We start from the raw sequence: 19,349 nt of genomic DNA, 5'->3' as shown, positions 1-19,349 counted from the left end.
AAGCCCCGGCGCATCCGCCGGGGCCATTTTTGTGTCTGCGTCGCTTAGTTCAAAGCGTCCCAGCGTTCCTGAATGCCTTTGGCGACCGCAGCGGCGTCCTTGCCGGTGGCGTAATCCACCATGCCGGTCCAGAACGCGCCCGCGCCGATCTCGGCTGGCATCAGGTCTGACGCGTCAAAGCGGAAGGTTGTTGCGTTTTGCAAGATCGCACCCTGCGCGCGCAGGCTGTCATCGGCATATGTGTCGAGGTTCACGCCGCCATGCGCTGTCAGGAACCCGCCTTGCGCCATCCACAGCTCATGCGCGATGGGCAGTTTCAGGAACTCGACGAAGGCGTTTGCCGCGTCCGACGGGTTGGTGATCGCGAATAATGTGCCCGCGCCCAGAACCGGCTTGCCGAGGTCTTTTTCAGCAAATGCTGGGAAGTAGAAGAAATCCACATCCTCACCCACGACAGTGCCTTCTGGGAAGAAGGCCGGGATGAACGACGCCTGACGGTGCATGTAGCATTTTGGCGGAATTTCAAACAATCCGGTCGGGCTATCACGGAAATCCGTGTTGGCCACGGCGGAGGCGCCGCCATCGACAAACGCATCGTTGCGGGCGAATTCGCCAAAGGCGTCAATGGCTTCGATGACCTTGGGATCATCAAATTTCATCTCATTGGCGACCCATGCGTCATAATCCGCGGGCGATTGCGTGCGCAGCATCATGTCTTCAACCCAGTCGGTCGCAGGCCAGCCGGTGGCGGCCCCTGATCCCAGACCGATGCACCATGGTGTCTCACCTGCATCAGCGATTTCCTGGGTCAGCGCTTGCAGTTCTTCCATTGTCTCAGGAATCTCATAGCCGCCTTCGTCAAAGGCCTCGGGAGAGTACCAGACCAGAGATTTCACATCGACGCGGTAGAAAATGCCGTAGAGCTGATCAGCGCCGCTGGCATCTGCATAAGTGCCCAGATCGACCCAAGATTGCCCAGCGGCGAAATTGTCTCTGATCCAATCTGCAGTGCCATCAGCGAGCGGCGTCAACAGGCCTTGGCTGGCCATATCAGCGGCGAGGCCCGGCTGTGGGAAAACCGCAAGGTTCGGCGCAGAGCCTGCGCGCGCGGACACAACGATATCCTGCTCGAAGCTGTCAGAACCGGAATAATTTACATCGGCGCCAGTCGCATCTTCGAAATAGGCGATCACTTTGTCGACTTTTTCTTTTTCATTGCCGGTCCAAGGGCCAGTAATGGTCAGCGTCTGGCCGCTAAGATCGGTGATGTCGGCAAAGGCGCTCAGCGCATCCCAGCCGAATCCGCCCTCACCGGGCGCGAAGGGCAAGTGGCCATCGGCCAATGCCGTGCTGCTCATGAGCGAAAGCGCGGCAAAGCTGGTTAGAATATGTGTTTTCATGGTGTCCTCCCAAGTGTTGCGCGTTTAATGCGCGACTCCATCTCTTGTCGCTTTGGGAATCATTTCCAAAGCGCTTTGGATGCGCGGAACGTGCCGGTTTTCCCTCGGCCTGTCAATTCATCCATTCCATACCTTTAGATTATTTCTTATTTTTTAGCATTGAGCCTTTGACCCGCAGATATTTTGTCGCTACCAATCCATTCCAGTTTCAAAGCGCTTTGAAGACCTGATACAATGAACTTGCGTGATCTTTCAGACAAGTTGGGCCTGTCCCAAACGACGGTAAGCCGTGCGCTGAACGGCTACCCCGAGGTCAGTGAAGCAACGCGCAAACGTGTGCAGGACGCGGCACTTGCGCATGGCTACCGCCCCAATCAACGCGCCAAATCATTGGCCACAGGGCGGTCAATGCAAATTGGCCATGTGATTCCTGTGTCGATCCAGCACGAAATGATGAACGTGGTTTTTGCCGACTTCATCTCCGGCGCGGGCGAGGTTTACGGCCGCAATGGCTATGACATGCTGATGTCGATTGTGTCCGATGACGATGAGGTGAAAGCCTATGAGGAACTCGCCCGAAAAGGGTCCGTCGACGGGTTCATCGTGCACGGGCCGACAGATGATGACCCACGGATTGCGCTGCTGCAGGAATTGAACATCCCCTTCATGGTGCATGGCCGCTCTACCGATGTAAGAACGCCTTACAACCATCTGGATGTAAACAACAAACGCGCCTTCACGCGTGCCGCAGAATTCCTACTTGATCTGGGCCATGAACGCATCGCTCTGATCAACGGGCTGGAACGGATGGATTTTGCGCAACGGCGCAGGCAGGGGTTTGAGGCGGCGCTGAACGCGCGTGGCATCGCCCCTGACCCTGCCCTGATGCGCAGTGATGAGATGACAGAGCCCTATGGCTATGCCGCAGCGCGCGAGATGCTGGGCAAAACGCGCCCGCCGACGGCGTTTATTGCCGCGTCCATCGTGCCTGCGTTGGGCATCCGACGGGCGATTGAAGAACGTGGTTTGAAAGTGGGAAAGGACGTGTCGATCATTTGCTTTGATGACGCGATCTCCTACCTGCCCAACGGCGCGGGTGAGCCGATCTTCACCGCGACAAGGTCATCCGTGCGCGACGCGGGCAAACGCTGCGCCGAGATCCTAATCGACGTCATCAACGCGCCCCCCGCCACACCTATCGCTGAGCTGTGGGAGGCGGAACTTGTTGTTGGCCATTCCACCGGCCCGGCACCGTCCCTAGTGAAAGACTAGCATGCAGTTCAAACGATCCGATTTCCCGGAGGGCTTTTTGTTTTCCGCTGCGACCTCCGCCTACCAGATCGAAGGCCATGGGTTCGGCGGCGCGGGCAAGACCCATTGGGACACGTTCGCGGCGACGCCCGGAAATGTTGTGCGCGCCGAACATGGGCAGCGGGCCTGCGACCACTATCACCGCTTTGAAGAGGATCTGGACCTCGCCCGGAATATGGGGCTTGATGCCTACCGTTTTTCGACCTCCTGGGCGCGGGTGATGCCTGAGGGGCGTGGCAGGATCAACACAGAAGGCCTTGATTTTTATGACCGTTTGGTCGACGCGATGCTGGAACGCGGGTTGAAGCCACAAGCCACCCTGTATCATTGGGAACTGCCCGTGCCGCTGGCCGATCTTGGGGGCTGGCGCAACCCGGACTTGCCAAACTGGTTCGCTGATTTTGCGCAGGTGATCATGGGCCGAATTGGCGACCGCGTCTATTCCTGCGCGCCAATCAATGAGCCCTGGTGCGTGGGTTGGCTCAGCCATTTCGCGGGACATCACGCCCCGGGCCTGCGCGATATTCGCGCGACGGCGCATGCGATGCATCACGTGCTGGTTGCCCATGGCAAGGCCATTGAGGTGATGCGCGGGCTGGGGATGACCAACCTTGGGGCGGTGTGCAATTTTGAATATGCCGCGCCGGTCGATGACAGCCCGGATGCCGCGAAAGCCGCCCAGCTTTATGACGGCTATTACAACCGCTTCTTTCTGGGCGGGCTGTTCAAAGGCGCCTACCCCGACGATGTGATGGCGGGGCTAGAGCCGCATATGCCGACCGGATGGCAGGATGATTTTGACCTTATCAGAGCGCCCGTCGACTGGCTGGGGCTGAACTATTACACCCGCAAGGTGATCGCGCCGAATGACGGCGCCTGGCCCTCCCATGACGAAGTCGACGGCCCGCTGCCCAAGACTCAAATGGGCTGGGAGATTTACCCCGACGGGCTGCATCATTTCTTGACCTGGGTGCATGAAAACTACACCAAGGGCCTGCCGCTGTTTGTGACCGAAAACGGCATGGCCAATGCCGATGAGATCGGGCGCATGGACGCCGAGCGGATCGACTATCTTGACGCCCATCTGGCAGCAGTCGCGCGCGCCGCGCATGAGGGCGTGCCGGTCAAGGGCTACACATTCTGGTCCCTGCTCGACAATTACGAATGGGCGCTTGGCTATGAAAAACGGTTCGGGTTGATCCATGTGGATTTCGACACGCTTGAGCGCACGCCGAAAGCGTCTTATCACGCGATAGCGCGCGCCCTTGCCACCCCGCAGGCGCAATAAGGAAGACCTATGCCCACCCACACGCCCGACACTTACAGCCTGGTTGCCGATATTGGCGGCACAAATACCCGCGTCGCTTTGGCATTGGGCCGGCGGGTTCTGACCGAAACCGTGCGCCGCTATCCAAACAAGGACCACCCCGGGCTTGAAACCGTGCTGCGCCTGTTCATCGAGGAACAAGGCGGCGTTGATTGCAAAGGTGCCTGCGTGGCGCTTGCCGGTCCCGTAAAGGATGGTCGTGGCACGCTGACCAATCTGGATTGGGAAATTGATGAGGCCAGCTTGTCTGGCGCCACAGGGGCCGAAAAAACACGCATTCTCAATGACCTGCAAGCACAAGGTCATGCGATCGGACACTTGGCGGACGGCTCCGTCAGAACGCTGGTCAGCGGCCCGCAAGCCGGGGATGAGGCCACAAAGCTTGTGATCGGGGTTGGCACCGGTTTCAACATCGCGCCGGTTTTTGAAACCCCGGCCGGGCGCTACGTTCCGGCCTCTGAAGCCGGTCACGCGAACCTTCCGATCCGCACCGAAGACGAGCTGGCCTTGATGCGGTTCTTTGAGACGGCGCATGGGTTCCCGGCAGTTGAAGATATGCTGTCAGGGCGCGGCCTGGAGCGGGTCTATCTGTGGCTGTCCGAAAACGCGGGCGCCCGGACTGAGAAATCAGCCGCCCAAATCATGGCCGGGTTCGAAGACGCATCAGACCCGAACGCGCAGGAGGCCGCACAAATGTTCGTGCGCATGTTGGGCACCGTTTCGGGCAACCTGTCATTGATCCACCTGCCCTTCGGCGGCGTCTATTTCGCAGGTGGCGTCGCGCGCGCCTTCGCGCGTCATTTCGAAGGCTTGGGCTTTCTCGATGCGTTCCGCGACAAGGGCCGATTTGCGGGGTTCATGCAGAATTTTGGCGTCCATGTGATCGAAGATGACTATGCCGCGCTGACCGGTTGCGCGAGCGTTCTGGAAGCAAGCTAGACCTGCTTGGTCGGATCGTAGCTGTAAATCCAATCCTGACGCCGATGGATCAGCGCAGGCGAAAGCCGCGCCGCCGCCCAAATCGGCGCATAGGCCGCGATCTGCCCCAGACCCGATTTGTGAAAAAGCCGTAAATTCTGCGCCGAGCGGCGTTGCACCTGCGCCGTGCGCGCACGTCTGAGCCCTTCATAGCGGCTTAGCGCTGCAAGCGGATCGGGCTCTACCGAGACACAATCTGCCAAGACACAGGCATCTTCCAACGCCTGCACCGCGCCTTGCGCCATGGACGGCAACATCGGGTGCGCTGCGTCGCCCAGCAATGTCACCGGACCGTCCGACCATGTCGCCAAAGGCGGGCGGTCAAACAAGGCCCAGCGGTTGATCTGGCGCGCCGAGGATAAGATCGAGGTGATCTGCGGCACCCAATCGCGAAAGTCTTTCAAAGCGTCTTCGCGGCTGCCCTGCACGCTCCACCCTTCTTCGCGCCAGCTGTCTTGCTCGACAATACCCACGAAATTCACCTCCGCGCCTGCGCGGACCCGTGTTGTCACCGCGTGTTTGCCCGCGCCTGCCCAAATGCAGCCCTCAGCTGGTGGCGCGTCGGCGCGCAGGGTCTCCTCCGGGACCACGCAGCGCCAGGCGACATTGCCGGTAAAGCGCGCGCGATCTGGCCCCGCAATCTGGGCGCGGATCACAGAATGCAACCCGTCAGCGCCAATCACCAGATCGCCAAAAATGCGCCCGCCCCGCGCCAGATACAGGCTGGCACCGCCGCGCTCGCGCACATATCCGGTGACATGTGCACCGGTGCGCAGCACGACACCCGCCTCAACGCAAGCGCTGCGCAGCACTTGCTGCAAATCGGCGCGATGGACCTGTACGAACCGTGCACCCCAACGCTTCTGGGCATAGCCCTGCATCGGCAAGGAGAAAATCTTTCGCCCGCTTTTGCCCATCCTCATCGAAATTGCCGGCGGCTCAAAAACAAAGGGTTCGAGCGCAGTGGCCACGTCAAGATGGGACAGGGCACGCATGCCGTTCGGGCTGATTTGCAACCCCGCGCCGACCTCAGCAATCTCAGGCGCCTGTTCGCATATTTCGACATCGTGCCCCGCGCGCGCAAGCGCAAGCGCTGCCGCAAGCCCGCCAATCCCCGCCCCTGAGATCACGGCCTTCATGGTAGGCGGATACCCCCATCAAGCCGGATGACCGAGCCGTTCAAATAGGGCTGCGCGATGATTGTGTTGACCATCGCACCGAATTCCTCAGGCCGTCCCAGACGGTTGGGAAACAGCGGCTGTGAGGCGAGCGCCTCTTGCGCGGCCTCGGGCAATCCTTCCAGCATCGGGGTTAGAAAAAGGCCCGGCGCAATCGCCATGACCCGGACGCCAATGCTGGCCAAATCGCGCGCCATCGGAAGCACCATCCCAACGATCCCGCCCTTTGACGCGGCATAGGCGGGTTGGCCTTTTTGCCCCTCAAAAGCGGCGACAGAAGCGGTATGAATGATCACCCCGCGCTGCCCATCCGCGTCGGGGGCATTTTGCGCCATAGCCTCCGCGCCCAGACGCGCAACGTTGAAGCTGCCCACCAGATTGATGTCGATTGAGCGCTGAAAATCGGCCAATGGATGCGCGCCGTCGCGCCCCACGGTTTTTGAAGCAACCGCGATCCCGGCGCAATTGACCACCGCCGTGACGCTGCCAAATTCGCTCAGCGCCCAGTCGCGCGCCGTTTGCACGGAACCTTCATCGGTGACATCTGTTTGCGCAAAACGGGCGTTTTCGCCAAGCTCAGCCGCCAAAGCGTTCCCCCGCTCCGCATCGCGGTCCAGCAAAACGACCTTGCCGCCTGCCCCCACGATTGCACGTGCCGACGCGGCCCCAAGCCCTGAGGCCCCGCCGCTCACCAATGCCACCACCTGTTCCATATGCGCCCCTAGATTTTTTACGAATTTAGCAGGTTCCGGGTGGCGGAACAGGCCCCCTCGGCGCAATATCGTGGGAAATGTCGGAAGCTCGCCTATGACCCCCGCCCACGCCTCAACAATCTGGACGCCCGCCGCCTGTTTTTGGACCATCACGGCTTGGCCACACGGCCCAGCGGGACCGGCAAAGGCGCCGATCTTGCGGGGGTTATTGACGATTTGGGGTTCGTGCAGCTTGACAGCATCAACACCGTCGCGCGGGCCCATCACATGATCTTGCACGCGCGGCGCCAAAGCTACCGGCAAAACCACCTCGACCCGGTGGTCAGCCGCGACCGCAAAGCCTTTGAGCATTGGACGCATGACGCGTCGATCATTTCGATGCAATTTTTCCCGCATTGGCGCCACAAAATGGACCGGGAGGCCGAACGCATCCGTACCAATTGGACCGCCTGGCGGCGCGACGGGTTTGAAGAAAAGATGGACGGCGTGCTGCACCAAATCGCGGATCACGGCGTGTGTTGTTCGGCCGATGTCGGCGGCGACGAGGCGCGCAGTTCAGGCGGATGGTGGGATTGGCACCCGTCCAAAACCGCGCTCGAATATCTGTGGCGCAAGGGCGATGTGGCCGTGTGTCACCGCAAGGGGTTTCGCAAATATTACGACCTGACGGAACGGGTGATCCCGCCCGAATACCTCAACGCGCGTACCTATTTGGCAGACACAGTGGACTGGGCCTGCGACGCGGCACTGGACCGGTTGGGCTTTGGCACGTCGGGCGAAATCGCCAATTTCTGGGACCTGACGACCAAACAAGAAGCTAAGGATTGGTGCGCCCGCGGTATCGCGGAGGGATCATTGATCGAGATCGACATCAAAGACGCAACCGGCCAGAGCCGCGCGGCTTACGCGCGCCCGGGTGTCATCGACCGCGCCAAGGACGCACCAGAGCCGCCGGGCATGATCCGCATCCTGTCGCCATTTGATCCCGCCTTGCGCGACCGAAAACGCGCAGAGCGGTTGTTCGGCTTTCACTACCGGATTGAGATTTTCGTCCCCGAAGCGAAACGCCAATATGGCTATTACGTTTTTCCGGTCATGGAAGGGGCCAAAATCATCGGGCGCATCGATATGAAATGCGACCGCGCGTCCGAGACCATGACCGTGCGCGCCTTTTGGCCCGAGCGCGGCGTCAAGCTCGGCCCCGGCCGCCGCGCGCGTTTGACATCAGCGCTGGAGCGCACGGCCCGCCTCGCAAACTCAAAACATATCGACTTCGCTCAAGACTGGATGCGCTGAGCTGACGCCTTCATTGTTTCAAAAATATTCCGGGGGAGGCGCGCACGCGCCGGGGGCAGAGCCCCCTCCGCCATTTCAAGTCAGCTGATTCAAATCGGCTGTGCCGCCTCAACCAGCTTGGCAAAGAAACTGGCTCCAATCGGGGCGACCTCATCGTTGAAATCGTAGCTGGGGTGATGCAGCCCCGGGCCGTCCCCCTGCCCCAAAAACAAATATGCCCCCGGGCGCGCTTCCAGCATATAGGCGAAATCCTCGGCGCCCATTTCAGGCGGTGCGTTGTCAATTACAGCGCCTTCGCCCACGATATCGCGCGCCACATCGGCGGCGAAGGACGCTTGCGCGGCGTGATTGATCGTCGCGGGGTAGCCCGCCTCAAAAACAAATTCTGCCGCAACCCCGTAAGCTGCCGCAATACCTGCGCAAATCGCCGCCATCCGGGTTTTGACCATGGCTTGCACGGCGGGATCAAATGTGCGGATTGTGCCGTTGATATAGGCCTTGTCGGGGATGACATTATCGATCGTGCCCGTGTGGATTTGCGTCACGGAGATCACCAAATCCTCCAGCCCATGCCGGTCGCGTGAGACAATGGTCTGGATCGCGTTGCAAATCGCAAGGCAGGCCACCACCGGGTCCTTGCACTCGCTGGGATAAGCGCCATGCCCGCCCTCGCCCGTTATGTGAATATGGAACGTGTCGGCGGCCGCCATGATCGGTCCTGGCGTGGTATAAATCGCGCCTTCTTTGGCCTGCGGTGTATTGTGCAGCGCGTAGACCTGCGCGATGTCAAACCGCTCCATGATGCCCTCTTCCACCATCACGCCCGCCCCGCCGCCACCTTCTTCAGCGGGCTGAAAGATCAGTGCGACGCGGCCTTTGAAATTGCGCGTCTCAGCCAGATAGCGCGCAGCGCCCAGCAGCATGGTTGTATGTCCGTCATGCCCGCACGCATGCATCTTGCCCTCCACAACTGAGGCATAGTCCGCGCCGGTTGCTTCGACAATCGGCAGGGCGTCCATATCGGCGCGCAGACCAATGGTCGGCCCTTGCCCCTGGCCTTCAATGATCGCCACAACGCCGGTTTTGGCGATCCCTTCATGAATCTCTGAAATGCCAAACTCCCGCAAACGCGCCACCACAAAAGCCGCCGTCTCGTGACAGTCAAACTGCAGCTCGGGATGCATGTGCAGATGCCGCCGCCAGGTCTTCATATCCTCGGCAAAATCGGCGATGCGGTTGATGGGTGGCATCCGGCGCTCCTGTGTGATCTGGTGCGCCAACCCTCGCTGAAACCGGACCCGCGCGCAATGACCGAGCTGATTTACGACACGACTCGCCCGATGGAGCGCTTGATCGAGATTATGCGCCGCCTGCGGGACCCGGACACTGGCTGCCCTTGGGATATCGAGCAGGATTTTGGCACCATCGCCCCCTACACAATCGAGGAAGCCTATGAGGTCGCCGACGCCATCGAGCGCGCCGATTGGGGTGAGCTGGAAGGCGAGCTTGGCGATTTGCTGCTGCAAACTGTCTACCACACCCAGATGGGCAGCGAGGCGGGGCATTTCGATTTCGCCTCCGTCGCCAACAACATCTCGGACAAAATGGTCGCGCGCCACCCGCATGTTTTTGGTGATGAAAGCCGGGACAAGAGCGCAGACCAGCAAACCGCGGATTGGGAAAAGATCAAAGCCGCCGAACGCGCGGGCAAAGATCAGGGCGGCACCCTGGACGGGGTCGCCATTGGCCTGCCCGCCCTGATGCGCGCGGTGAAGCTGCAAAAACGGGCCGCGCGGGTAGGGTTTGATTGGCCCTCCACGACCCAAGTGCTCGACAAACTGAACGAAGAATCTGCTGAGTTGGTTGAGGCACGTGACACGCTCACCCAGACGGAGGTGGCGGAGGAATTCGGCGACCTTCTTTTTGTTATGGCCAATCTCGGACGGCATCTGAAGGTCGATCCCGAAGAAGCCCTGCGCGCCGCAAACGCCAAATTCACGCGCCGGTTTGAACAGGTAGAGGCGCTTTTGGCGCAACGCGGCAAGACGCCCGCGCAATCCGATCTGGCCGAGATGGACGCGCTTTGGGACGAAGCCAAACGGCGGGAACGTCAATGATTTCAATCGACACGGCCCTTCTTTTCATCGTGGCTGCGACCGCGCTCGCCGCCGTGCCCGGGCCCGACAATATCTTTGTGCTGACCCAATCCGCGCTGCATGGCCGCTTGGCGGGCTTTTGCGTCACTTTGGGGCTGGCCTCTGGTTTGTTGGTGCACACAACCGCCGCGGCACTGGGCGTCGCTGTCATTTTTCAGACTTCCGAGCTGGCCTTCGCGGTGCTGAAATATGCGGGCGCTGCCTATCTGCTCTACCTTGCCTGGGGCGCATTGAGCGCGGGTCAGACCGTATTAGAAGGCGAAGCACGGCCGAAAACGGCTGCAAGCAAGCTTTATCTGCGCGGCTTCATCATGAACGTTGCCAACCCGAAAGTAACCATTTTCATGCTGGCTTTTTTGCCGCAGTTCGTGGACCCGGATTTGGGGTCACTGGTGGCGCAATTCTACCAGCTGGGTGCGTTGATGTTTGTGGTCACGCTTGTGGTGTTTGGCGGGATCGCGGTCGCGGCGGGAAGCTTGGGCCAATGGCTCAGCGGCTCACCCACCGTCCAGGTCTGGCTCAACCGGATTGCGGGCATGGTCTTTGTCGCGCTTGCGCTGAAACTGGTCACCGCGCAGCGTTAGATCGGGGGCGCAAGCCGCCTGCGCCACTCGCACTCTGCTTACCGGCCTTTAAACAAGCTGCCCATAACACCGCGCACGATGGCTGTGCCTGCTTTCGTGCCAATCGAACGCATCATCGATTTGGTGAAGGCTTGCATTGATGTATCGCCACGCCGCGACCGGGTCCGTTTCGCGGTGGAGCGTTTCACCCGCGTGCCGGAATAGCGGCGACCGGTTTGATATTCGCGCTCGCGGGCTTCCATGTCTTCTTCTTTGGCCTCGGCCTCTTCAGCCTCCTTAGCGGCTTTGGCGGCGCGTTCGGCCAGCATCTCAAACGCGCTGTCGCGATCAAGTGCGGTCTCGTATTTCCCGGCGACGGGCGAGTCCATGATCACGGCTTTGCGCTCGATCTTGGTGATCGGGCCCAATTGCGAGGATGGCGGACGGATCAACGTGCGTTCGGCCACGCCCGGCATGCCTTTTTTGACAAGAAAGGAGGTCACAGCCTCGCCGACGCCGACTTCTTTGATCGCGTCTTCGATATCGAAACGCGGGTTTTCGCGGTAGGTGTCGGCAGCCGCACGCAGGTCTTTCTGGTCGCGACGCGTGAAGGCGCGCAGGGCATGCTGAACGCGATTGCCAAGCTGGCCCAAAATATCCTCCGGCACGTCGGCCGGGTTTTGCGTGACGAAATAGACGCCCACCCCTTTGGAACGGATCAGCCGCGCGACCTGTTCGACCTTGTCGACAAGCGCTTTGGGCGCACCGTCAAACAAGAGATGCGCCTCGTCAAAGAAGAACACGAAGCGCGGTTTGTCAGGATCGCCAATCTCTGGCAGGGTCTCAAACAGCTCAGAGAGCAGCCATAGAAGAAAAGTCGCATAGAGCTTTGGCGCGGCCATCAGCTTGTCGGCGGCCAGAATATTGATCTGCCCCCGGCCATCCGCATCGGTGAGGAACATATCCTCCAAATCAAGCGCCGGTTCGCCGAAGAAATCCGCAGCGCCCTGATTTTCCAGCACCAGCAGGCGGCGTTGGATCGCGCCGACAGAGTTCGGAGACACGAAGCCGTAGCGCAGCGCAAGCTCCTTGGCATGCTCACCAACGAAAACCAAAAGCGCTTGCAGGTCTTTGAGATCCAGCAATGGCAGCGCTTCTTCATCGGCCACGCGGAAAGCAATATTGAGGATGCCTTCCTGCGCTTCCGTCAGTTCCAGCAAGCGCGACAACAGCAAGGGGCCCATCTCGGAGACGGTGGTGCGCACCGGGTGGCCCTGATCACCGTAGAGATCCCAGAAGGTGACGGGGAACGCCTCGTATTGATAGCTGTCAAAGCCGATCTTTTTGGCGCGATCCATAAAAGGGGCGTGCAATTTATGCGCCGTTGTTCCAGCGGCGGCCAACCCCGACAGATCGCCTTTCACGTCGGACATGAAGACGGGCACGCCTGCGTTTGAAAAACTCTCCGCGAGAATTTGCAGTGTTACGGTTTTGCCAGTGCCCGTGGCGCCAGCGATCAGCCCATGCCGGTTGGCATATTTGAGCAAAAGGTGCTGCGCCTCTCCATAGCCGTCACCACCGCCACCTACAAAAATTACGCCATCATCCGACATGCCGCGCCCCCGCATCAAAACAATTCTGGGCTTGAACATACATTGTTAACCTGCCTGTGCCAGTATGTTCGCGTTGCCATGATGCCTGAGCAAGGTGTTTTGGCACTCTTCCTCCCTGTCGACTGGCCGTGTCTTTGCGACACGGCCTTTTTTTGCCTGAACTGCTGACCGCAACCGCTTAAAAACGTGATATGTTTTGGCTATTTTGACTGTTGACCTGTGTGCGGGGCTGCCTTAGCGTCTCCCCAATAAGTCGGCCAGTCCGACGGGGAGAAAATAGGAAAGAGGGTCTTTAACAAGGCCCTTTTTTCAATTTTGGCACCTGCTGCCAAATGTAACAGTGTCGGCAAGCCTTCGCCAGAACACCCACCAAAATGCCCCTGACACCAGACCCGCATCGTGTTAACCAACGGGCAAGACAAACGAGTATGGAAAATCAATGTCGATCCTTTTAAAAACCGCAGGCTTTGCGCTTGTTTTGGCCCTGGCTGGCCCTGCTTTTGCGCAAACGACCGATACCACAGAAACACCGGCTGAAACGGGCGCTGAGACCGGCGATGCTGCACCGCGTGCCGATGGGCTGTCCACCGGGACAGAGGAAAACCCGATTGGTGAGACTTACGTGAAATCGGAACATGGCGACTGGGACCTGCGCTGCATTCGCGCACCAGAAGGCCAGCCGGAGAACTGTCAGCTGTATCAGCTTTTGGAAGACCAGAACGGCCAATCGGTGGCCGAGATCAACATGTTCCCGCTACCAGCAGATGATCAATTGTCCGCAGGCGCCACAATCGTCACCCCGCTTGAGACACTTTTGACGCAGCAATTGCGGCTTTCGGTTGATAGCGGCAAAGCGAAGATTTACCCCTTCACCTTCTGCACCGAAATCGGGTGTTTTTCGCGCATCGGCCTGACCGATGAGGACATCGCGTCTTTCAAGCGCGGCAATGCTGGCAAGATCGTCGTGGTTCCGATGCGTGCGCCGGATCAACGCGTTGAGCTATCGGTTTCGCTGACAGGTTTCACAGCCGCTTTCGACGCAGCCCAGGCCGAGCTTCCGGCAGCACAATAAACCTGAGACTTCAGATTTGAGAAGCCCGGTTGCCCCGCAGCCGGGCTTTTTTCATTCAGGAAGAGCGGTTCAACCGCGCGGCCCGTCCACCGCGCCGTTTGGCTTGCGGACCTGCGCCCAGCCCGTCGGTCAAAACCCGCGTCATGGGATGGTCCGCCGCCCCGCCGTAATGCGCCAAAAGCGCCTTGATCAGCGCGGTTTGGTCATCGCCCATCGGCACATTTAACGCCCAGTCCAGAAAGATCGAGCGGCATTCACCCGCGGTGATGCCGTCGATCTGATAGGCCTCATGGATCAGCCCCTTGGGGTCTTGCGGTTGATACTGTTGTGCCACGATGCGACCTGTCTTTTACCTTTACTCACCCGCGCTTACCACGGCGCCCAACGCACAAAGTGCCGTTTCGATCACCGTTTTTGCGTGTTTGCGACATTTTGCGAGATCATTCTCAAGTTGGTCCAAGCGATCCGCCCCCAAGTCACGCAAAACCATCGCCTGAGCGCCCTGCCCCAGTGCGTTTGGCTCAAACGCATCATCGCTCAGAAGGCGGCCCAGCTGCATGATCCCAAGGTACCGGTCGCGGGTATCTCGCAGCGCAGTCGCGTCCGCCTCGGGCAGCAAACCGGCGGCCGCCGCATAGGCCAATTGCGTACCCGTGTCACGGCTGGCGCTGCCGGCCAAAAGCCCCAAGCCTTGCGCCAAAAGGTCGATGTCCTGCGCCCCGCCCGGGCCATCCTTGACCTGCCATGTGCTGCCGTGGCGACCCGCCTCAGAAAGGCGCGCGCGCATATCCTGGGTTTCCTGCGCGCATTTGGCACTGTCGCGGTTCATCGCAATGATCGCGGCGCGGATGGTTTCGACCCGCGTAGCAATACCTGCGTCACCTGCCACCGGGCGGGCGCGGGTCAGGGCCATATGTTCCCAAAACCACGCATCATTTTGCTGGTAGTTTTCAAACGACAGCAGTGATGTAGCGACCGGACCTGACTGCCCTGAGGGGCGCAGGCGCATATCGACCTCATAAAGCTTGCCTTCCGCCGTGGGCGCGGTGAAGGCGGTAACCAAGGCCTGCGTCAGGCGCGCGAAATACGCGCGGGTCGCCAGCGGGCGGGGCCCGTCAGAACTGTCGACGCCATCCGCGTCATAAATCACGATCAGGTCCAGATCAGAGCGCGCCGTCAACGTCCCCGACCCAAGCGAGCCCATCGCCAGAACGCAGGCGCCATGCCCGGGTGCCGCCCCATGTTTGCGCGCAAACTGCGCCACGACCGCCGGGTAAAGCGCGCCCAGCACCGCTTGCGCCAGATCCGCATATTCGCGCCCTGCATCTTTTGGCGTGACCAACCCACGCAGCAAATGCACCCCGATCCGGAAATGCCATTCCTTCTGCCAACGGCGCGCCAGATCAAGCTGCGCCTCATAGTCCTGGGTCTGTTCCAACGCCTGCGTGAGCTGCGCCTCCAACTGCGCGGCACCGGGCCACGGGTCAAAAAAATCACCCGCCAAAACCGCATCAAACACCTGCGCATTTCGCGCGAGATACCCCGCCAGATCGCCCGAAGCGGTGCAAATATCGACGAAAAGCTGCGTTAGCTGCGGGTTGGCCTCAAACATCGAAAAGACCTGCACGCCCGCAGGCAGCCCGGACAGAAACCGCTCAAACGCTTGCAGCGCCTCATCGGGGCGCGGGGCGTCTTGCATGCACGTCAAAATCTCTGGGAAGAGCCGTTTGAATATTTCGACCGAACGCGGGCTGCGCAGCGCCGGAAAGCTACGCCATTTTTCCAAATAAGTGCTGATCTCATGCTGATCTTGGTGATCTTCGCTGGCCAGATCAGGGGCGAAAAACGCCTCCGTCGCTTGGGCGGTTTCACGCAGATCATGGGTCAGCCTATCGCGCAGGTCGGGCACGGTGGTGTCCATGAAGGCGGCCAGCCGATCAAAGCCTTCGGGTGCTGCGGGCAGCGTGTGGGTTTGCTGATCGCCGATCATCTGCAGCCGGTGTTCGACCTCGCGAAACCAGGTGTAATTGGTTTTCAGCTGCGCGCTTGCGCCCGCTTCGACCCATCCGGCCTGGGCCAGCTGATCGAGCCCGTCTTTGGTGCCGCGCACCCGCAGATTAGGGTCGCGCCCACCGGCAATGATTTGACGCGTCTGCGTGAAAAATTCGATCTCGCGAATGCCGCCCTGCCCAAGCTTCATGTTGTGCCCTTCAAGCGTCAGCGCCCCGCCAAGACCCTTGTGATCGCGAATGCGCAGCCGCATGTCATGGGCGTCCTCAATCGCCGCGAAATCGAGATGCTTGCGCCACACGAACGGCGTCAAACGCTGCAGAAATTTTTCGCCCGCCGCAATATCGCCGCCGCAGGCGCGCGCCTTGATGAAGGCGGCGCGTTCCCATGTGCGCCCGACACTTTCGTAGTAGCGCTCCGCCGTTTCCATGGCGATGCAGACCGGCGTCACAGAGGCGTCAGGTCGCAGTCGCAGATCAGTGCGAAACACGTAGCCCTCCGATGTCACATCGGACAGCAAGCGCGCCAATTTGCGGGTGACGCGCACGAAACCGGCGCGCGCTTCGGCGTAGTCGCTTGCCTCGAACCGGGTCTCATCAAAGAGGAAAATCAGGTCGATATCGGAAGAATAGTTCAGCTCCCCCGCGCCCATTTTGCCCATTGCCAGCACGCTCATCCCGCCCGCGGTTGCCGCCGCATCCTCAGTCAGGCCCGGCAGTTTTCCGCGTACGATCTCGGCGCCGACCAAGGCTTTTGCGGCTTGATCGACGCAGGTATCTGCAAGCACGGTCAAGGCGCCGGTGACCGCTTCTAAGGTCCAAACACCGCCTAGATCAGCGAGCGCGGTCAGTACGGCAACGCGGCGTTTGGCCTGTCGGAAGACGCGACTTTGTTCAGACAGCTCGGTCGCGCGCAGGTTTGACAATTCGCTGTCCAACAGCGCTTCGGGCGTCTCATCGCTGAGGCGCTGTATCCAGTCGCGTTCCTTGGCCAACAACCCCGCAAGATACGGGCTGCAACCGGCGGCCCCAGCGACGAGCTCCCGAAACGCAGGCTCCATATCGCTGTAATGTTGCGCAGTCTCGCGCCCAATATCGGGTTGATACGGGCGCGGGCAGCGGGTCAGGCGGGAGGTGAAACTCATAACACTCAGTTTGCGCGCCCGGCCCTTGCGGTCAACCAGAGTTTGCGCGCAGATACCGCCCAAAGAGTTGGAGATGATCATGAGCAAAAGTTTAAAGCGCGTGAAAGCAGCGCTGGATGCGGCGGGTCTTTCCGTTGAGATCATGGAAACCGGCGCCGACACGCGCACCGCGCAACAGGCCGCGGATGTGGCGGGGTGCCATCTGGATCAGATCGCGAAATCCATCATCTTTCGCGGCGAAGATAGCGGCACCGCGATCCTGTTTTTGACCGCAGGTGGCAACCGGGTGGACGCGGCCAAAGCGTCCCATGTCGCGGGTGAGCCGCTTGGCAAGGCAGACGCCGCCCTGATCCGCGCCCAGACCGGATTTGCCATTGGCGGCGTATCACCGGTGGGCCATCTGAACCCGATCCGGGCCTTTGTCGATCCGCGTTTGCTGGCGTTTGACGTGATATGGGCAGCGGCCGGGACACCGCACCACATTTTCCCAATCGCGCCGGCTGCGCTTCTTCCGCTGACCGGCGCCACAGAGGCCGAATTCACAGAAACCTAGCGGTCCAACACATCGAATATTGAAAGTGCTGCGCGCAGGCCGGGGGGCTCGTCGCCCTGCCCCAAGGCCTGCATGGTCCGCGCGCAGGCATCAAGCTGGCGGGCCCGCGCTTCTGGGTCGTGCATCAGTTCTTTCAGCGCACGCGCAATGCCCGGCGGTTTGCAGTTTTCGCTTAGGAACTCAGGGATGACATGGGATTTGGTCACGATATTGACCAGCGTCACCGTATCGATCAGCGCTTTGGACGCGATGATACGGCGCGACAGCCAATTCATGTCATAGGCGATGACCATCGGCGTTTCGCTGGCAGCCAGCTCAAGCGAGACCGTGCCCGATGCCGCCAAAGCGACATGCGCCGCCTTGAAAGCCGCACTTTTGGCGCGGGCGAAATCCTCCGCCACCATGTCACGTGGGTCCAGCACAATCGGGTGGCCCGGCCAGCGGGCGGTGATCTCATGAATTTTGCCTGCGACACCGGCCACTGTCGGCACCACGATCCGCGCATCGGGGTAGCTGTCGAGCACTTCTGCAAGCGCCTGTCCGAACCGGTCGCCCAGCCGCGTGTGACCTCCCCCAGACGGGACCCGGGCAGCGCCAAAATCACCGGCGCGCGGCCAAGCCCGTATTGGCGGCGGAAGGCGTCGACCTCCAAATCCGTCGCGATAGGTTCGGCCACGATGGGATGGCCTACAAAATCGCAGCTCATCCCGGCGGCTTCCATATAGGGCGGCTCGAACGGGAATAGCGCCAGGACGTGGTCGATGGAGCCTGCCATTTTCTCTGCCCGTTCAGGCCGCCATGCCCAGACCGTTGGCGCGACGTAATGCGCGGTCGCAATGTCGGGCGCGCGTGCGCGGACCTTGCGCGCGACGCGCAGGCAAAAGTCGGGGCTGTCGATGGTGATCAGAATGTCGGGCTTGGCCAACGTGATCTGATCAACCAACTGATCGCGACGTTTGAACAAATGCCGCAGCTTTGGCAGCACTTCCGCCAACCCCATGACCGACAATTCCGACATGGGAAACTGACTGACGAGGCCATGCGACTCCATCATCGGGCCGCCGACACCAGCAAAGCCGATCTCTGGCTGCAACTGGGCGCAACCCCGTCATCAGCGCAGCGCCCAGGCGGTCGCCCGACGGCTCTCCCGCGATCAGGAATGCGTTCATCCTTTGACCCAGATAAACAGGTCGTGGCGATTGGCGATGTCGATGCAACGCGGCGCATCCAGCATCACTACGCGCCCGGCTTCGATGACGATGCCGTCAAGTTGCACCTGAACGGCGCGGCGGATGGTTTCGGGCCCGACCACCGGCATGTCGGTGCGCAATTCCTGCCCAGGCTTGGACGCCTTGATCAACACACCGCCCGGCGGCAGCAAACGCGACCGTTGTAGCCCGCCGCCATAGCCCACCACATTGGCGATGATATCGGGATTGAGCGGTTGGTTTTGGACCATCAAGGATTGCAGCATCCAGTCGGTTCCCGGCAAAGCCTCGATCGCAAGCGCCTGTCCATGGGCGACGATGCACGACTGCCCCACATCTGCGACGGCCATGGCCGCGATAATCTCCGCCCCGCGTGCGGCGTCGTTTTCATGGTGGTCTGCCGGTTTCGCTTTGGTCAAAATACCGGGTTCCGGCAGCAGGTCCGGGCGCAGTTCATGCGCGCCAACGGCTGTGATGCCGCGTTCTTCGAAAAAGCCCAGAACAGAACGCAGCATCGCGTCATCGCCCAGTCGCATCGCCGCCATAAACCGCGGCACCAGCGGCTTGGTTTCATCATCCAGATACGCCACGTCCAGCGCCGGACGATGCACCCGCCCCGCCATGCAGACGCGGGTGACGCCCAATGACTTCAAATCACCAATGAAGCTGCCAAGGGTTTCGACGCGAAACCGGATCAGGGGGCGATCGCCGCGCCCCTCGCAGGGGTGACCCTCCATCTCGCAGAGGTGGAACGCCTCGCCTGCGTCATCAAGGGCTTCAAACAACAACGGGGGCAACGCCCCCTCGCCTGCAATAATCGCCAACAT

The 19,349-nt window shown here is 60.6% G+C and carries 16 protein-coding genes and 1 pseudogene; 8 read left to right on the top strand and 9 right to left on the bottom strand.

The window, feature by feature from the left end; all coding sequences use genetic code 11:
* Window positions 1–44 precede the first annotated feature (44 nt).
* Window positions 45–1,400, bottom strand: a complete 1,356-nt coding sequence (locus ACZ1G7_RS01625; protein ID WP_472661781.1) for an ABC transporter substrate-binding protein — start codon at window positions 1,398–1,400, stop codon at window positions 45–47.
* 234 nt (window positions 1,401–1,634) lie between these two features.
* On the opposite strand from ACZ1G7_RS01625, the gene ACZ1G7_RS01620 reads away from it, so the two are divergent.
* From ACZ1G7_RS01620 to ACZ1G7_RS01610, 3 genes are read left to right on the top strand one after another with little or no spacing between them, the layout of a single operon-like run.
* The gene (locus ACZ1G7_RS01620; RefSeq protein ID WP_472661780.1) at window positions 1,635–2,672 is read left to right on the top strand and encodes a LacI family DNA-binding transcriptional regulator; all 1,038 of its coding nucleotides are present in this window, start codon (window positions 1,635–1,637) and stop codon (window positions 2,670–2,672) included.
* Window position 2,673: 1 nt separating this feature from the next.
* The gene (locus ACZ1G7_RS01615; protein ID WP_472661778.1) at window positions 2,674–3,999 is read left to right on the top strand and encodes a GH1 family beta-glucosidase; all 1,326 of its coding nucleotides are present in this window, start codon (window positions 2,674–2,676) and stop codon (window positions 3,997–3,999) included.
* 9 nt (window positions 4,000–4,008) lie between these two features.
* Window positions 4,009–4,977 (top strand): glucokinase, encoded by a 969-nt coding sequence (locus tag ACZ1G7_RS01610; RefSeq protein ID WP_472661777.1) that lies wholly within the window; start codon window positions 4,009–4,011, stop codon window positions 4,975–4,977.
* Here ACZ1G7_RS01610 and ACZ1G7_RS01605 read toward each other — a convergent pair.
* Entirely contained in the window at window positions 4,974–6,155 is a 1,182-nt protein-coding gene (locus tag ACZ1G7_RS01605; protein WP_472661776.1) for an FAD-dependent monooxygenase, read from the bottom strand. The two genes, ACZ1G7_RS01610 and ACZ1G7_RS01605, sit on opposite strands and share 4 nt — an antisense overlap.
* Entirely contained in the window at window positions 6,152–6,907 is a 756-nt protein-coding gene (locus ACZ1G7_RS01600; RefSeq protein ID WP_472661775.1) for an SDR family NAD(P)-dependent oxidoreductase, read from the bottom strand. The genes ACZ1G7_RS01605 and ACZ1G7_RS01600 overlap by 4 nt, the downstream gene beginning before the upstream one ends.
* Window positions 6,908–6,946: 39 nt before the next feature.
* On the opposite strand from ACZ1G7_RS01600, the gene ACZ1G7_RS01595 reads away from it, so the two are divergent.
* A complete protein-coding gene (locus ACZ1G7_RS01595) occupies window positions 6,947–8,203 on the top strand; it encodes a winged helix-turn-helix domain-containing protein (RefSeq protein ID WP_472661773.1) in 1,257 nt (418 codons plus the stop codon).
* Window positions 8,204–8,292: 89 nt separating this feature from the next.
* Here ACZ1G7_RS01595 and ACZ1G7_RS01590 read toward each other — a convergent pair whose 3' ends face one another.
* Window positions 8,293–9,453, bottom strand: coding sequence for a M20 aminoacylase family protein (locus tag ACZ1G7_RS01590; RefSeq protein WP_472661772.1), 1,161 nt, complete (start codon window positions 9,451–9,453; stop codon window positions 8,293–8,295).
* Window positions 9,454–9,510: 57 nt separating this feature from the next.
* Here ACZ1G7_RS01590 and mazG point away from each other — a divergent pair, with 57 nt between their 5' ends.
* Together mazG and ACZ1G7_RS01580 are read left to right on the top strand one after the other, a co-directional pair.
* A complete protein-coding gene (gene mazG / locus ACZ1G7_RS01585; protein WP_472661771.1) occupies window positions 9,511–10,320 on the top strand; it encodes a nucleoside triphosphate pyrophosphohydrolase in 810 nt (269 codons plus the stop codon).
* Window positions 10,317–10,943 carry a LysE family translocator gene (locus ACZ1G7_RS01580; protein WP_472661769.1) on the top strand — a complete coding sequence of 209 codons (627 nt, stop codon included), beginning with the start codon at window positions 10,317–10,319 and terminating at the stop codon, window positions 10,941–10,943. Before mazG ends, ACZ1G7_RS01580 begins: the two co-directional genes overlap by 4 nt.
* Before the next feature lie 38 nt (window positions 10,944–10,981).
* On the opposite strand, the gene ACZ1G7_RS01575 is transcribed toward ACZ1G7_RS01580, so the two are convergent.
* Window positions 10,982–12,535, bottom strand: coding sequence for a helicase HerA-like domain-containing protein (locus ACZ1G7_RS01575; protein ID WP_472663647.1), 1,554 nt, complete (start codon window positions 12,533–12,535; stop codon window positions 10,982–10,984).
* Window positions 12,536–12,974: 439 nt separating this feature from the next.
* Between ACZ1G7_RS01575 and ACZ1G7_RS01570 the strand changes: the two genes are divergently transcribed.
* Complete coding sequence (locus ACZ1G7_RS01570) at window positions 12,975–13,607, top strand: invasion associated locus B family protein (RefSeq protein ID WP_472661767.1); 633 nt, start codon at window positions 12,975–12,977, stop codon at window positions 13,605–13,607.
* A 55-nt stretch (window positions 13,608–13,662) separates the two neighbouring features.
* Here the strand turns inward: ACZ1G7_RS01570 and ACZ1G7_RS01565 are convergent, their stop codons facing one another.
* Both ACZ1G7_RS01565 and ACZ1G7_RS01560 read right to left on the bottom strand, forming a co-directional pair.
* Complete coding sequence (locus ACZ1G7_RS01565) at window positions 13,663–13,941, bottom strand: hypothetical protein (RefSeq protein WP_472661766.1); 279 nt, start codon at window positions 13,939–13,941, stop codon at window positions 13,663–13,665.
* A 21-nt stretch (window positions 13,942–13,962) separates the two neighbouring features.
* Window positions 13,963–16,761, bottom strand: coding sequence for a [protein-PII] uridylyltransferase family protein (locus ACZ1G7_RS01560; RefSeq protein ID WP_472663646.1), 2,799 nt, complete (start codon window positions 16,759–16,761; stop codon window positions 13,963–13,965).
* Between the two features lie 79 nt (window positions 16,762–16,840).
* On the opposite strand from ACZ1G7_RS01560, the gene ACZ1G7_RS01555 reads away from it, so the two are divergent.
* Complete coding sequence (locus ACZ1G7_RS01555; protein WP_472661764.1) at window positions 16,841–17,314, top strand: YbaK/EbsC family protein; 474 nt, start codon at window positions 16,841–16,843, stop codon at window positions 17,312–17,314.
* On the opposite strand, the pseudogene lpxB reads toward ACZ1G7_RS01555, so the two are convergent.
* Window positions 17,311–18,483, bottom strand: a pseudogene (lpxB, locus tag ACZ1G7_RS01550) (lipid-A-disaccharide synthase). The gene ACZ1G7_RS01555 and the pseudogene lpxB overlap by 4 nt on opposite strands.
* On the bottom strand, window positions 18,480–19,349 hold the full coding sequence (locus ACZ1G7_RS01545) for an LpxI family protein (RefSeq protein ID WP_472661762.1): 870 nt from the start codon (window positions 19,347–19,349) through the stop codon (window positions 18,480–18,482). Before ACZ1G7_RS01545 ends, lpxB begins: the two are co-directional and overlap by 4 nt.

The organism is Litoreibacter sp. JB4-2 (assembly GCF_055693445.1).
This window is presented reverse-complemented; position numbering and strand designations above follow the sequence as displayed.

Coding starts and splice junctions, on each gene's coding strand:
- ACZ1G7_RS01625 (WP_472661781.1), bottom strand. CDS start 1,400: ATGAAAACACATATTCTAACCAGCTTTGCCGCGCTTTCGCTCATGAGC.
- ACZ1G7_RS01620 (WP_472661780.1), top strand. CDS start 1,635: ATGAACTTGCGTGATCTTTCAGACAAGTTGGGCCTGTCCCAAACGACG.
- ACZ1G7_RS01615 (WP_472661778.1), top strand. CDS start 2,674: ATGCAGTTCAAACGATCCGATTTCCCGGAGGGCTTTTTGTTTTCCGCT.
- ACZ1G7_RS01610 (WP_472661777.1), top strand. CDS start 4,009: ATGCCCACCCACACGCCCGACACTTACAGCCTGGTTGCCGATATTGGC.
- ACZ1G7_RS01605 (WP_472661776.1), bottom strand. CDS start 6,155: ATGAAGGCCGTGATCTCAGGGGCGGGGATTGGCGGGCTTGCGGCAGCG.
- ACZ1G7_RS01600 (WP_472661775.1), bottom strand. CDS start 6,907: ATGGAACAGGTGGTGGCATTGGTGAGCGGCGGGGCCTCAGGGCTTGGG.
- ACZ1G7_RS01590 (WP_472661772.1), bottom strand. CDS start 9,453: ATGCCACCCATCAACCGCATCGCCGATTTTGCCGAGGATATGAAGACC.
- mazG (WP_472661771.1), top strand. CDS start 9,511: ATGACCGAGCTGATTTACGACACGACTCGCCCGATGGAGCGCTTGATC.
- ACZ1G7_RS01580 (WP_472661769.1), top strand. CDS start 10,317: ATGATTTCAATCGACACGGCCCTTCTTTTCATCGTGGCTGCGACCGCG.
- ACZ1G7_RS01575 (WP_472663647.1), bottom strand. CDS start 12,535: ATGTCGGATGATGGCGTAATTTTTGTAGGTGGCGGTGGTGACGGCTAT.
- ACZ1G7_RS01570 (WP_472661767.1), top strand. CDS start 12,975: ATGTCGATCCTTTTAAAAACCGCAGGCTTTGCGCTTGTTTTGGCCCTG.
- ACZ1G7_RS01560 (WP_472663646.1), bottom strand. CDS start 16,761: ATGAGTTTCACCTCCCGCCTGACCCGCTGCCCGCGCCCGTATCAACCC.
- ACZ1G7_RS01555 (WP_472661764.1), top strand. CDS start 16,841: ATGAGCAAAAGTTTAAAGCGCGTGAAAGCAGCGCTGGATGCGGCGGGT.
- ACZ1G7_RS01545 (WP_472661762.1), bottom strand. CDS start 19,349: ATGTTGGCGATTATTGCAGGCGAGGGGGCGTTGCCCCCGTTGTTGTTT.